The organism is Gemmata sp. SH-PL17, from assembly GCF_001610855.1.
GTDB lineage: Bacteria > Planctomycetota > Planctomycetia > Gemmatales > Gemmataceae > Gemmata > Gemmata massiliana.
In genome coordinates, this window is record NZ_CP011271.1 from 8,815,147 (window position 1) to 8,827,728 (window position 12,582).

12 protein-coding genes are annotated in these 12,582 nt (G+C 62.2%); 4 read left to right on the forward strand and 8 right to left on the reverse strand.

Annotation, left to right across the window (positions count from 1 at the left end):
- Window positions 1-86: 86 nt before the first annotated feature.
- Window positions 87-752, forward strand: coding sequence for a hypothetical protein (locus VT84_RS36850; RefSeq protein ID WP_082843060.1), 666 nt, complete (start codon window positions 87-89; stop codon window positions 750-752).
- Between the two features lie 516 nt (window positions 753-1,268).
- Complete coding sequence (locus VT84_RS36860; RefSeq protein WP_082843062.1) at window positions 1,269-2,027, forward strand: endonuclease; 759 nt, start codon at window positions 1,269-1,271, stop codon at window positions 2,025-2,027.
- Window positions 2,028-2,030: 3 nt separating this feature from the next.
- On the opposite strand, the gene VT84_RS36865 is transcribed toward VT84_RS36860, so the two are convergent.
- The 4 genes from VT84_RS36865 to VT84_RS36880 form a co-directional block, all read right to left on the reverse strand.
- On the reverse strand, window positions 2,031-2,879 hold the full coding sequence (locus tag VT84_RS36865; RefSeq protein WP_315850292.1) for a bestrophin family protein: 849 nt from the start codon (window positions 2,877-2,879) through the stop codon (window positions 2,031-2,033).
- Between the two features lie 12 nt (window positions 2,880-2,891).
- A complete protein-coding gene (gene scpB, locus VT84_RS36870; protein WP_082843064.1) occupies window positions 2,892-3,641 on the reverse strand; it encodes an SMC-Scp complex subunit ScpB in 750 nt (249 codons plus the stop codon).
- 8 nt (window positions 3,642-3,649) lie between these two features.
- Complete coding sequence (locus VT84_RS36875; RefSeq protein ID WP_082843065.1) at window positions 3,650-4,036, reverse strand: hypothetical protein; 387 nt, start codon at window positions 4,034-4,036, stop codon at window positions 3,650-3,652.
- A 226-nt stretch (window positions 4,037-4,262) separates the two neighbouring features.
- Window positions 4,263-5,327 carry a tartrate dehydrogenase gene (locus VT84_RS36880; RefSeq protein WP_082843066.1) on the reverse strand — a complete coding sequence of 355 codons (1,065 nt, stop codon included), beginning with the start codon at window positions 5,325-5,327 and terminating at the stop codon, window positions 4,263-4,265.
- A 191-nt stretch (window positions 5,328-5,518) separates the two neighbouring features.
- On the opposite strand from VT84_RS36880, the gene VT84_RS36885 reads away from it, so the two are divergent.
- Window positions 5,519-6,166, forward strand: a complete 648-nt coding sequence (locus VT84_RS36885) for a hypothetical protein (RefSeq protein ID WP_052549719.1) — start codon at window positions 5,519-5,521, stop codon at window positions 6,164-6,166.
- Between the two features lie 175 nt (window positions 6,167-6,341).
- Here VT84_RS36885 and VT84_RS36890 read toward each other — a convergent pair whose 3' ends face one another.
- The gene (locus tag VT84_RS36890) at window positions 6,342-8,639 is read right to left on the reverse strand and encodes a HEAT repeat domain-containing protein (protein ID WP_052549717.1); all 2,298 of its coding nucleotides are present in this window, start codon (window positions 8,637-8,639) and stop codon (window positions 6,342-6,344) included.
- A 210-nt stretch (window positions 8,640-8,849) separates the two neighbouring features.
- Between VT84_RS36890 and VT84_RS36895 the strand changes: the two genes are divergently transcribed.
- On the forward strand, window positions 8,850-9,257 hold the full coding sequence (locus VT84_RS36895) for a YbaN family protein (protein WP_239465597.1): 408 nt from the start codon (window positions 8,850-8,852) through the stop codon (window positions 9,255-9,257).
- A gap of 2 nt (window positions 9,258-9,259) precedes the next feature.
- On the opposite strand, the gene VT84_RS36900 is transcribed toward VT84_RS36895, so the two are convergent.
- From VT84_RS36900 to VT84_RS36910, 3 genes are all read right to left on the reverse strand, one after another.
- Window positions 9,260-10,159 carry a TolB family protein gene (locus VT84_RS36900; RefSeq protein WP_082843068.1) on the reverse strand — a complete coding sequence of 300 codons (900 nt, stop codon included), beginning with the start codon at window positions 10,157-10,159 and terminating at the stop codon, window positions 9,260-9,262.
- Between the two features lie 80 nt (window positions 10,160-10,239).
- Window positions 10,240-11,109: an RNA polymerase sigma factor gene (locus tag VT84_RS36905; protein ID WP_082843069.1), complete on the reverse strand. Its 870-nt coding sequence runs from the start codon at window positions 11,107-11,109 to the stop codon at window positions 10,240-10,242.
- Between the two features lie 245 nt (window positions 11,110-11,354).
- Window positions 11,355-12,386: a DUF1559 domain-containing protein gene (locus tag VT84_RS36910; RefSeq protein WP_082843070.1), complete on the reverse strand. Its 1,032-nt coding sequence runs from the start codon at window positions 12,384-12,386 to the stop codon at window positions 11,355-11,357.
- Between the last annotated feature and the right edge of the window lie 196 nt (window positions 12,387-12,582).

Here is a 12,582-nt window from a genome sequence, read left to right on the forward strand (position 1 = left end):
CCCGCCCTCATCGTCACTCGGTGTGGTCGCGTGTTCATGATTGGGGTATCGTAACCGAGTCCCGTTTATGGGGAAGGAACCAACTCATGCCGCCGATCGTACCGAACCGGTTTCTCGTTCGGGTGAGTCACCCGTGTCCGCTCGTGAAGGACGCGCCGCGCGACACCGATGACGACGAGCACCTCGTAGAGCTGCCCGAAAGTGCGCGGATCGATAACTTCGCGGCGCTCGACGAAAAGGAGAACTTCGCGGACGTGCGTCTCGGGTGGAACGACTTCGGCTTGGCGGTTCAGGTAGAAGTGAAGGGGAAGTCGCAACCCGCGGTGGGGGATTCGGACAAGCCGAGCGGGTCCGACGGCCTGCGGTTGTGGATCGACACACGCGACGCCCGCGCCAGCCACCGCGGGAGCCGGTACTGTCACCAGTTCTCGTTCTTCCCGGTTGGCGGCGGAGTGGACAAGGACGAGCCGTTTATCACACAGTCGAAGATCAACCGCGCACTACAAGACGCACCGATGGCGAGCCTCGCGGACGTCCCGTTTCGCTCGCATCGCGTGCGCGGCGGGTACCGGCTCGAAGCGTTCTTACCGGCCGCAGCACTCAACGGCTTCGACCCGCAGGAACACCCCCGGCTCGGTGTCTATTACTGCGTTCGTGACCAGGAAATTGGCGATCAGTTCCTCAGTGTCGGGTGGGATTTCCCGTTCGGCGAAGACCCGTCGCTGTGGGCGGTACTTGAGTTGGTGAAGTGAACGGCCAGTTGGTTGGCCGTTCGCCGAGTTAGTCCAAATCGATTCCCAATTCTTTTGGCGCCGGGACCACAACCGGTGCATCGGGCAAGCGGATACCGAGCTCCTCCGGCGCGGGCACAACGACCGAGCGCACGGGTTCGGTTCGAGGTACTTCCACCGGCTTCGGTTGCGGTCGGACTGCGACTGGCCGAGTGGGTTGACGCTGGGGTTGTGGTGCGAAGTACGGTTGGGGCGGCGGAGGGCTGAACCCGTAACCGCCGTATGGCTCGAACGTGATCGGTGAACCACCGATGGGGCCGCAGCCCGTGGGTGTTCACCCGGCACCGGAGCGGCCGGGAACGAGCGTGAACCATAGGACCACGCCCGTTACCGCCGCGACCGCGGGCACTCCGGCCCAGAGCGCTGCCTTGCGCATGAAACAGCATCCTTGCTCGAAACCGAAATCCTTTCCGGCTTCGTGGGCGGGTTCATAGCTTCTCTTCGGAACCGGTAAACCCCAGTTTTCGGAGACCACCCATGTTCTCGCTGTTGCTCTTGACAGCCTTCTTCGCGGAGGGCGGGTCGAAGCTCACTCTGGAACCGGGCTGGAAGGCGGTCGGCGAGGGGCTGAAGTCCGAGCACGCGACGCAAGCCGCGGCCGCGACGGAGAAGCACCTGTTCGCGGTGTCGAGTACGACGGTCGCGGTGTACGACCGCGCGACGGGGAAGATCCTCGCGACGAGTCAGGAAAAAGCGGAGCACCTCAACAGCGCGTTCGTGTGGAAGGGGAAAATCTACTGCGCGCACTCGAACTACCCGAAGAAGCCGGAGACGAGCGAGATCCGTGTGTACGATCCGGAGACGAACAAGCTCTCCGTGTTTCACGATTTCAAAGACCCGCCCGGTAGCCTCGTGTGGAACATCCACGACGGCAAGAACTGGTGGTGCTGCTTCGCGCACTACCAGGAGGACAACGCGAAGACGATGCTCATCAAAATGACCGACGAGTTCAAAGAGGTGCAGCGCTGGACCTTCCCCAAGAAGGTCGTTGACGACTGGGACAAAATGAGTGCGTCCGGCGGCATTTGGGACGGTGACTCGCTCCTCGTGAGCCACCACCATTACAAGGTGCTGTACCGGCTGAAGGTGCCGAAAGAGGGTAAGGAACTGGAGTTCGTGGAAGCACTCCAGTGCCCGTTCCCGGGGCAGGGGATCGCCGCCGATCCGAAGACCGGCGGGCTCGTTGGCATCGACCGCGGCACGCGGAAGATCGTGTTCGCGGAGAAGGTGAAGTGACCGTCACGACGACGTGAGGATGTCTTCCGCGCTGCGCCGGATCGTTTCGCAGTACGTTTCGAGTGGTAGGTCGTCGCCGTCTGCGCCGAAGGGTTGCTCGACGGCTTCGGCCGTCAGTTCGATGCCGAACATGAAGTACACCACGATGGCCTGAACGGGCAGAATCCACAGTCCGATGGTTTCCACAACTGCCCAGGGCGCGATCAGGAAGCCGAACACGAGTCCGTGTCGGAGCAGTGACAGGTACGAGGTCGGCAGCGGCGTGTTGCGGATGCGCTCGCACGCGCCGCACACGTCCATGAACGTCGAAGTGTGTGTGTCGAGAATCTGGTGCGCATGCCCGTCGATTCGGTCGGCCGCGCGCCACGCCGTGATGACCGCGATCACTTTCCCTGCGATGTAGGCCGGCACGTGAGCGGGGGTCGCGGGGTCTTTCTCAAAGTTCGGGACTTCGTTCAACTGAACCGATCCGCGCAAGTGGCGCGTGAGTGCGACCGGGAACGCAGTGATGAGGGCCGCGAACATGCGCCGTTCGACCGCGTCGGGTTCTGCGAGTTCCCGGGCCTTCAGACACAGGTTACGCAAGTTGTTGACAAGCTGCCCCCACAGCATCCGACCCTCCCACCAGCGGTCGTATGCGACTTTCGTCCGGAAGCTGATGAGCAAGCTGAGGATCGCGGTGTTCACGACCGCGAGCTGCGTGGTCCACGCCGGTAGCACGGTCACTTCGTTCGGGTGGACGGCCCACACGCCAGCGGCGTAGGCGGTGGAGACAGCCATTGCCAGCCACAACCGGCTCGCGATGGGTGGTGGTGGCCAGATCCAGGATCGAAAACTGCGGGGGCGTTCCAATTCTGTCTCCGGTCACACTTGTGAAGCGTCGCCGAGGCGCGGGAGTTCGTCGAGGGACGCGAGTCCGAACACTTCGAGGAACCGCTGGGTAGTGCCGTAACGCACTTCGCGCGTAGCGGCATCGGCGCGGTGCTGGACCGCGATGAGTCCGAGTCGTACCAGTTGTCGAAGTACAGCACCCGAGTCCGTTCCGCGGACCGCGTCCACTTCGGCTTTGCCCACCGGCTGCCGGTACGCAACCACCGACAGCACATCCAGGGCTGGTTGACTCAGGCGTGCTTCACGCGGTCCCGCGAACAGGCGCTCGCGCAGGTTCCGGTAGGCGGGGCGCACAGCGAGCACGAATCCGTCGTCGCGCGCTTCGATCGCATAGGGTCGGTTCTGATTGCGGTAGCGCTTGTTGAGCACGCTAACCGCATCAAGGAAGCGTTCTGTGGTTAGCCCGCGAACTACGGAGCCTGCTACCGTCGCGGTAAGCGGAGGACCGCCGACGAACAACATTGCTTCTACGAGTTGTTCGAGAGACGGCGGAAGTTCTGCGACGGGTACGGTTTTGGGTAAGCCGAGTCCCTGATTACTCGGTTGGCTTTTGCTGACCGGTGGTGGGACTTCTTTGGGTTCTTCGACGAGTGGTGGAACTTCTTCGGTAAACAGTGTGTCGTCGACGGCGTCCAGTTGCCACTCGCCGCCGAGTTGCGACGCAGCCGCTTGGCCGAGTCCGAGCGGGTCGTCGGGAGTGGAGGCGTCGTCGGGTTGTGCCATGTGAGGCGTCAGTTCGGGAGCCCGAGGCCGGTCACGACGGTACCGGTCCACAGTAGTGAGAACACCAAGGCCAGTGCGAGGTGTAGCTGTTTCCGGCGCAGCTTGCCAGTCAGGATCATTGCGGGCAAGAGCAGCGCGGACGGCACCGAGAACCACAGGTGCGTGTAAAGAGCCTGGCGCGCGGCCGGGTCGAACGCGGCCGACACGTCCACCCACTGCAACAGCGTCTCGAACCCCACGACCGTTGCCATCGTCAGTACGAAGAACGCGGTGTTGATGTGCCCGTGCAACCGCGGGCGCTTCAGTGCCAGTGCCACGAGCGATGCGACCAAGAGTACCGTCACCGTGACGACGAGCACCTTCAGCGTCAGGATGATCTGAGGCCCGGTGGGCATTCTGACTCCGGCTGTTTTTCTAATTATTTGCTTGTTATTTGATTCGACGCGAGAGAAATTCTCGCCGCGCTCTTCTCGTTACTCAAGGGAGCGCGGCTAACATTTGCTAACATTTCGGGATTGGTGGCTCGTAATCCGCGTTTTCCAAGCGAAATTGCGAAGCCCCGGCTAACATCGATCAACGCGGGGTACTCGCGCTTCCCCGCAATCGTTGTAGAAATTCTGTTTATCCTATCGCTTCAACCACCGCGTTGCCCATGTCAGTAGTCGTGTGAGTTCCGGCGAGGTCCGGGGTTTTCACACGCCCCTCGGCGAGAACTGTTGAGACCGCTTTGCGCACGGCCGCGGCGCTCTTGGCGAGATCGAGGTGGTCGAGCATTAGCGCTGCCGACAGCACCGCGGCGAGCGGGTTCGCCTTGCCCTGACCGGCGATGTCCGGGGCGCTGCCGTGAACCGGCTCGAACATGCTCGGGAACTTCTTCGTCGGGTTAATATTCGCGGAACTCGCCAGCCCGATACTCCCCGTCACCGCGGCGCTCAGGTCGGTGAGGATGTCCCCGAACAGGTTGCTCGCGACCACCACGTCGAACACTTCCGGCTTCCGCACGAAATCCATCGCGGCAGCGTCCACGAGCAGCGAGCTGCTGTCAACGTCCGGGTAGTCCTTGCGCACCGCGTTGAACACGTCGTCCCAGAGGCCCAGACCGTACACTTGAGCGTTCGACTTGGTGATGCTGGTGAGTTTCTTCCGCGGGCGCTTTTGAGCCGCCTCGAACGCGGCCCGGAGGATGCGCTCGCAGCCCTTCCAGGTGAATACACCGGTTTGGATCGCGATCTGATTCTCGGTGCCCGGGTACAGGTTCCCGCCGACGGGAGCGTACTCGCCTTCCGTGTTCTCACGGTACACGAGCATGTCGATTTCGCCCGGCTTCTTCCCCACGAGCGGGCACGGCACGCCGGCAAAAAGGTACGCCGGGCGTAAGTTCACGTACTGGTCGAACTTCCGGCGCATCGGAAGGAGCAGTTCGTGAACGGTGATCTTGTCCGGAACGGACGGGTCACCGACCGCACCGAAGAGGATGGCGTCGTGGGGTTTAAGTTGTTCCCAGCCGTCTTCGGGCAGCATTCGCCCGTGCTGCTTGTAGTAGGCGGTGCTCCAGGGGAGGTGGTTCCACTTGAGTTCGGCGCCATCGTGTTTCCGCGCCGCGACTTCCGCCGCGCGCACGGCCTGGTCGATGACCTCCGGCCCGATCCCGTCGCCGCCGATTACCGCGATCTTGTGAACCGCCATTGCACCCGTCCCACGTGTTGGATATTCAGCCCGCAAAGTCTGCCCACTGGTCACCGGCCGACCCTAGATGACTTCCCGGTGGCCGGTTTTGGTCCCACCGACGTAGACGGGGGACACACGGTGGGGGAGAGTAAACGTGGTGGATCGCCGGAACTCTGTGCTGATGTAGCCGCCTCTGGAGGCGGGTCAAGATGACGGCTAACACACTTTCAGTCCGTTTCCCCGTTCGCCTCAAGGTTTACGTCTTGGGTGTGGTCGGTCTGCTCGCGCTCGCGGGCTGCAAAACAGACAAGGAAGAGCGGGGCGGCGGCTCGGGAGTGGGCCGGCGCAAGGGCGACCCGCTCGTGTCCATCCCGAAGCAGGATTTACCGCTGCCCGATGCCAATTGGGGGATCGGTTCCAAAGGGAAACCCGATCCGTTGACGAGTCCGACCGGCGGGCGCAACGACAAGGTGGGCTACAACGACGACCCGGAGCGGTTTAAGGGAACGTACATTCCGAATCGAACGAGCACACCGGCTTCTCTCGCCGGTCGCATCAGGGACGGCGAGGAGTTGAAGATCGAGTCGCCTGGTGTCAAACTTCAACCGGCCGGTGGTGTGATCCTCGAAGGCGCTCCCAGCGCGACGGATAACGTTTCGGTTCTGGTCGAGCGGCTTGAGAAATTGGGTGTGAAGCGCGAGGACTACGCCCTCGAACGCGAAGACGGGAAGTACGTCTGTCGCGTGTCGGTGCCAATCAGTGCGGAAGGCGCCCGGCGCCAGTACACCGGAATGGCTGCGAGTGCTTATGACGCCGTGAAGCAAGTCGTCGATCAGATCGCTGTGGACCAGAAGTAGCTTCTGCTCACGTGTGGCAGTCTGCCAGGGGTTGCGCGGGAAGTCCGCCAGGGGTTGCGCTGGCGCTTCACCCCTGGCTACTCGCTGTCGCCCCTATCGGGGCTAAAAGTACACTCACTGTCTGATCCGCGTGATCTGCGTTATCCGCAGCTCTTTCTCTGCCTGTTTCTAATCCTCACTTTGCCCCAATCTTGTCCAAAGCTCGTTGGGCGGCTGCCTTTACAAGCGGATCAGACAGTAGTTCTTTCAGTTTCGTAACGGCCGGGAGGGAGGCCGGGCCAATGCGTCCGAGGGCTTCGGCCGCGGCGAGACGCACTTCGGCTTCGCGGTCATCGAGTTGACGCACGAGTAGTGGAACAGCGTCCTTTGCGGCGGCGCCGAGGTGCCCCGCTGCGGTTGCGGCTGCGATTCGTGTTGTGCTGCCAGCGTCTCGGAACAGCTTGAGCAACGCGGGTAAGTCGTCGGATTTGGGGCCGATGACAATCAACGCTTCCGCGGCGCTGGCTCTGACGGCCGGGTTGCGGTCTGTTAGCCCGGTTCGGACGAGTGAAGCCGACTTACTGACATCTCCATTAACAGCCGCGAGAGCGACTTTAGCCCAGATCGCCAAGCCGGGTTGTGGACTATTGGACATCGTTTCGAGTTCGCCGCGTGTGACTTGCGCTCGCGGACCGGCGGCGGCCATTGCGCGGACCGCCGCCATCCGCGGATCGTTTTTCGGGTCGGACTTGGCCATCTTCACGAGGGCACTGAGAGCGTTCGGCGGAAGGGGATCGATTTGTCCCATCGCGGTTGCTGATGCGGCTCGGATCGCGCCTTCATCATCTGAAGCAGCTTTAACGAGAGCAGCAGCTACTTCGGGTGAAGCGGGATCGGCAACCGCAACGGCTGCAACCACCTTCACGCGGAGAGATGCGGGGAGCCCTTTGTCTGCCATAAGGGGGAGCAGGGCCGGGAGTGCGGGCTTGGCTCCCGCACGCATTGCGATTAGCGCTTCAATGAACTGGTCGCGGATATCGGGTTCTTTTTCCGTTGCGATCGCCTTTCCGAGCGCGTCGGCAGCGGGGGAAGAGCCTGCTCCGAGCTGTTCGAGTGTGCGGGCCACGAGTCGGCGAATGTCCGCCTCTTCGTCGGTCGCGAGTTTACCCACAGCGGCCGTGTACTTACTGGCTTCCTCGGGCGGAAGTTTTCCGATTAACGACACCACCGCGAACCGCGTGAACGGGTTCGGGTCCGTAATTTTCGCGAGTGCGAGTGGAATCAGCGGCTTGCCGGGTTCGCCCATTCGTGGGATCGCGTCGATCGCGAATGCTGCAACGCCTTCGGTCGGTACTTCGATGGCCTGTTTGATGAGGGCGGCCGCATCGTTTTGCGATTCGCCGAGACGACAGAGCGCGACTGCGGCTTCGCCCGAAACGTTGATCGTTCGGTCCGTGAGTGCCTTTTTGAGTGCGTCTTTGGCAGACTTCGCCGGTGCCCCGATTTCGCCGAGCGTGCGCGCGGCCAACGACCGGACCATCATGTTGGTGTGTTCGAGTAACTTCGCGGTGGGAGCGACCGCGGCTTCACCAATGCGCGTGAGTGCGAGCCAGAGCGCGGCGTCCACACTCGTGAGGCGCCGAGTTTTTGGGTCGTACTCCTTGGGGTAATATTTCGTGATCGCTTCGATGAGGCGCGGAACCGCGGGAGCGGCTTTCGGCCCGGCTGTGGCAAGGCCGGTTGCGACCGCGGTTTGGATGTTGGCGTTATCGCTGGTGAGAGCTTCTGCGAGTGGCTCAACCGCTCCTTCGGGCACATCAGTAATGGACGGGATTAATTCTGCGGCGAGGCGCTTCACGTCGTCGTTTTCGTGCTTCAAGAGCTTCACAAGGGCAACGGGATCGGCGACCCCTGTGACGCGCAGCGTATCGAACGCGGCCCCGCGCACGTTCGCGTCCTTGTCGTTGCACAGCTTTTGGAGGTCGGGCGCGAGTGGCTTGGTGATGGGGCCGAGTTGACCGATGGTGTACGCGCTGTGTTCACGGATGGACGGTGAAGGGTCGGTTAGCCCCTCGCGCAGAATTGCCAACCCCTTCTCTTTGAGCAGCGCTTCGCCTTTCGGACCGGCCTTCAGCAACGCGATCGCGGCGGCTTCGCGCGTGCTGTTGATTTGGTTCGCGCGCGTGTGACCCGATCCGCTGGTTCCTTTCTCTTTCAGCATCTCTATCAGCGCGGGTCCGGCTGCCGGATCTTCGAGAACGAGGTAGGATAGTTCGTCGATCGCTGAGCGCCGCGGCGCGTCCTGACTGACTTTCAGAGCCGCGAGTTGCTTGTTGCGCCAGGCAGTGGTTTCCTCTACAGGCGGGGGAGAGCTGCCTTTGGCCTTGTCGCTGGTTTTGTCGCCTTCGTCTGGTGCTGGCGCAGGGGCTTTTTTGCCGCACCCGCAAACCAAGCCGATACCCAACAGCAGTGTGAACGGTGTGAAGTGGCGCATGGTGTAGAAGTGTGTTGGGGGAAATCGGCGCGTTGCGTATCATCGTACTCCGTGAATTTGGGACGAACTAGCGGACCGTCTCGTTCCGAATGAAGCCGTGCTTTTCGTGCTTTTGATTCGGAACTGGTAACTGCCCGAGGTTTCGCCATTAGCGGCACAACGGAAGAAGACGCACCGCCCGAGCGCAAGCAACCACCGGCCGCGACCGGATTGCGGCGGTGGTTGTACATTGGTGCGGGGCTGGTGTGTGTGGGGCTCGCGTACCTCGGTGCGATTCTGCCCGGCCTACCGACAACACCGTGGGTGCTGCTCGCGAGTTACTGCTTCTCGCGCTCGTCGCAGCGCCTGAACCGCTGGTTGAAGCGGTCGCCGTTTTTCGGCCGGTTGTTGCACGACTGGGAGGAGCACCGTGGAATCCGGCGCCCGGTGAAAGTGCTCGCGGTGTGTTTAGTGGTGACGGTGGTGAGCCTGAGTATTGCGTTCGGCCCGCTCCCGATCTGGGCGAAATGGGTCATCGGTGGGCTGGCCGTGATCGGGCTTTCGACGATCCTGTTTGTGGTGCCGACGATTCCGAGTACGAAACGCGAAACGGGAGGTCCGCGCCCCCCGCTCGGTTGAAGTTATCGCCAGTCGATGCTGCCGAGGGTCACGTTCCACTGCCCCTCGCCTTTTTCTGTGATGATGGTCTTGGAGTTTTTCCCGTTCGGGTCGCACACGATGACGTGCGACTCGGTTTCTTTTTTGTCGACTTCCCCCGGATTCCCTTCGTGGACCTGGCGCCAGATGTACGCGATCTTTTTGCCGTCCGGCGCCCAGCAGTAGTTCATAATCATGCCGTTCATCGGGACGTCGTTTACTTTGGTTACCTTTTTGGTGGCGACGTCGAGAATAGCCAGGTCGCGCTTTAGCGAAGAGAGCTTGTCGTCATTGCCGGGTACGAACAGGTGGAAGAGCACCTGTTTGCCGTCGGGCGAGATGCGGCCGAATAGAGCCATCTGGCCCTCGTCGGTGAGCACTTTGTGTTCGGTCCCGTCGCGGTTCATCAGGTACAGGCGTGCTTGTGGCTTCTCACCCCCAGAAACGCGCATTGTGAGGAAGAACTTCCCGTCCCGCGACCAGTCCGAGAGAATGTGATCGTGGGGTAGCTTCAGCGTGGTTTTTTCTTTCGTTTTCACGTTCACAATGGTGTGTGTTGCTTCTGGTGACTTCTTGTCCTGCCCGTCGATGAAGTCACAACACACGATCTCGGTCCCGTCCGGCGACCACGCCAAAGTTTGGCCCTGGACGTCGAGGCTGGTACCGGGGTCTTTTTCTTCCAGCCCGCGAACGTGAAGGGTCGCGGTTCGCTTCTTGGCCCCACGGGTGCCGTCATCAGGCGGGAGCGGATCGGGGACCAGCACCGCGATTTTTTTCCCGTCCGGAGAGAGCATCGCGCCGCCGGCCGGGTGGTAGATCTCGCGGTTCTCGGATACCGCCTTGCTGTCTTTCCCGTCCGGGTCGCACAGCGTGAAGATCCCCATTCGCTGCACGAGTAATTTGTTTGGCCCCTTTGGTACTTGCTTGGCCGGCGGTGGGGCCGCGAACCGCGGCGCGAAGACGACTACAGGTGGTTTAACCGCGGGTGGGTCGATCGGGGCGAGTGTGCCACGGCTAGTGCAGCGCCAAGTGCGCTGATGGCGGCGAATGTGAACAACGCGACGGGGACCAGAATTCTGTAGGTCATGGCTCGGATCGCTCTTGAAGCGAGGGCGGTGACGGCGATCGGCACCGCGCCGGTCGCGTCGCTTCCCAAACGAGCCGTAGATGTCAGGACCATCCGGGGGACTTCACACGCGACCAGTTGCGGGCCGCTCAGTGCGATCGCCGCAACGATTCCAGGCGCGATCCCGCGCTTCGCGAGGCGCTCGGCCAGCATCTTCCGGGCGGTCGTGAGCCGACTGGAGAGCGTGCCTTCCGGGATTCCGAGCGACACGGCGACCGGCGCCCGCGGGCGGTCCTCCAGATCGCACGCGACCAGGAGATCGCGGTACTTTCCGGGGAGCTTCCGCAATTCGTCGTCGAGAGCGCCGCGGAGGTCATTGTCCGTGTTCGCGAGGCGCGCGACCGGTTCCAGTTGATCCGCTGTGGTGTGCTCTCGTGCCGTGCGCCGCAGCTCCGCCCGGCGCGCGTCTTTGGCTACCAAGCGTGCTACGCCGTGGAGCCAGCCCGCGACCGCGCCCGGTGGTGAGATCGACGCGGCTTTGCGGGCCAGGACCAGGAATGTGGCCTGGAACGCATCTTCCGCCGTGTGCCAGTCGCGGACGATGCGCTGGCACACACCGAACACCATCGGGCCGTGCCGGGCGACGAGGGCCGTGAACGCGGGGCCGTCCCGGTCCGTGACGAACCGGTTCAACAGATCCGCGTCCGAGGCGCCCGCGTCGCGGGTCGGGGCCAGGAGGCCCGAAACCCGTGCGGCTTGCGAAGTCATGTGTGAAAGTCCCCAGGGTGGCCGGCGTCCACCGGCTCAACTCTACTTGGTGAGAGCCACCCGGAACCATCAGTGAGTTGGAGAAAAATTCCGGAATCGCGCCAGTAACTGACTGGCTGTGAACACTGTTTTCACGCCGAACTTGAAGTAACTCTTTGACTTGGGCAGAAATGGCCGTCGCGGAAAAAGTGAACCCCGCCATTTGTGGCGGGGTTCGTTGTTGCTTTATGTCTTTGTGCTGTCGCTTACCAGTCACTTCCGACCATGTCCCCGCCGTTGCGCGTGCAAGCGGCCCACCATGTGGCGGCGCTCACGCCGCTGCTCACGGTGCGAACGCTCCCATCGGCCAGACCAACTTGGATTAGCCCGGAGTGTGGCGACGACGCTTGGCCGCGGTCGCAGATACCGCTCGTGTTGTTGTTCCCGGGGATGCCGAAGATGGTCGGCTTGGCGTCCAGACCGATGTACCACCGGGTGCCGTCGCCGCTGACTCCGCCACCGAACACCGGGGACACGCGGTCACCCGGGTAGCTGTCGGTGTTCGGCGGGCTTCCTGTTCCAGTGAACGCGCCGGAGTTGTAAATGCCGCGCAGCCACCACGAGCCGCCGGCCGAGTTGGGGCCGTTCTTCGGCCCCACGAGAGTCGCGGGCGTCACGCCCGGGCAGTATGACAGTTTCTCCGCGAACGCGATGGTGTTCGAGGTGCCGTCACTGATCCCGACGAGCGTCGTCTTCCCGTCCCAGTCGGCCGGGTTCACGCTGCCCTGGTTGAAGTTAGGGTTCCCGAACACCTGGAAGTTGGGTGCGTAGCTCGCGTCGCCCGGGGTCCAGTCGGTCGCGGCGTTGGTGCCGATTGTGGCGTCCGACGGGCATTGGTACACCTTGATGCGAGTCTGGCGCAGGTACTGGGTTCCGCCTTGGCCGGGGGTGTTCCACAGCGGGATGACCCCACCGCCGCCCACCGGGGTGGCCGATTTGTACACGTTGTCCTGTTCGATGAACGGGAGCAGGTGGAAGTAGAACGGCGCGTAGTACGCGCCCCCGTACTGGAACGCCGCCATCGGTGGCAAGCGCCCGTTCGCATCGTGCGCGTTGTGCAGCGCCAGCGACGCTTGCTTGAGGTTGTTGCCGCACGACATGCGCGCTGCGGCCTCGCGGACCTTCTGAACCGCGGGCAGAAGCAGCCCGATGAGGATCGCAATAATCGCGATCACCACCAATAACTCAATGAGCGTGAACCCACGGGCCAAGGCCCGGGGTCGGGAGGGGGAGAGCATCTCGACACTCCTGACGGAAGATAAATGAAACGTAGCGTAGCGTGGGCGATATGACTTGGGCTAACTAACTTGCAGTAAACTGTTAGTCAGTTGAAGTGTCAACTGAAATGTTGGGAATTTTGAAAATACGGAATTGTAATGCTTGTGCTTTAGTACACAGGGTGCGAGAAGTTAATGGGAAATGAGATTGAGAAAG

Bases quoted from the DNA above. Each gene is read 5' to 3' on its own strand.
- VT84_RS36880 (WP_082843066.1), bottom strand. From the start codon at position 5,327: ATGGCGGTTCACAAGATCGCGGTAATCGGCGGCGACGGGATCGGGCCG.
- VT84_RS36910 (WP_082843070.1), bottom strand. From the start codon at position 12,386: ATGCTCTCCCCCTCCCGACCCCGGGCCTTGGCCCGTGGGTTCACGCTC.
- scpB (WP_082843064.1), bottom strand. From the start codon at position 3,641: ATGGCACAACCCGACGACGCCTCCACTCCCGACGACCCGCTCGGACTC.
- VT84_RS36860 (WP_082843062.1), top strand. From the start codon at position 1,269: ATGTTCTCGCTGTTGCTCTTGACAGCCTTCTTCGCGGAGGGCGGGTCG.
- VT84_RS36900 (WP_082843068.1), bottom strand. From the start codon at position 10,159: ATGGGGATCTTCACGCTGTGCGACCCGGACGGGAAAGACAGCAAGGCG.
- VT84_RS36850 (WP_082843060.1), top strand. From the start codon at position 87: ATGCCGCCGATCGTACCGAACCGGTTTCTCGTTCGGGTGAGTCACCCG.
- VT84_RS36905 (WP_082843069.1), bottom strand. From the start codon at position 11,109: ATGACTTCGCAAGCCGCACGGGTTTCGGGCCTCCTGGCCCCGACCCGC.
- VT84_RS36890 (WP_052549717.1), bottom strand. From the start codon at position 8,639: ATGCGCCACTTCACACCGTTCACACTGCTGTTGGGTATCGGCTTGGTT.
- VT84_RS36885 (WP_052549719.1), top strand. From the start codon at position 5,519: ATGACGGCTAACACACTTTCAGTCCGTTTCCCCGTTCGCCTCAAGGTT.
- VT84_RS36875 (WP_082843065.1), bottom strand. From the start codon at position 4,036: ATGCCCACCGGGCCTCAGATCATCCTGACGCTGAAGGTGCTCGTCGTC.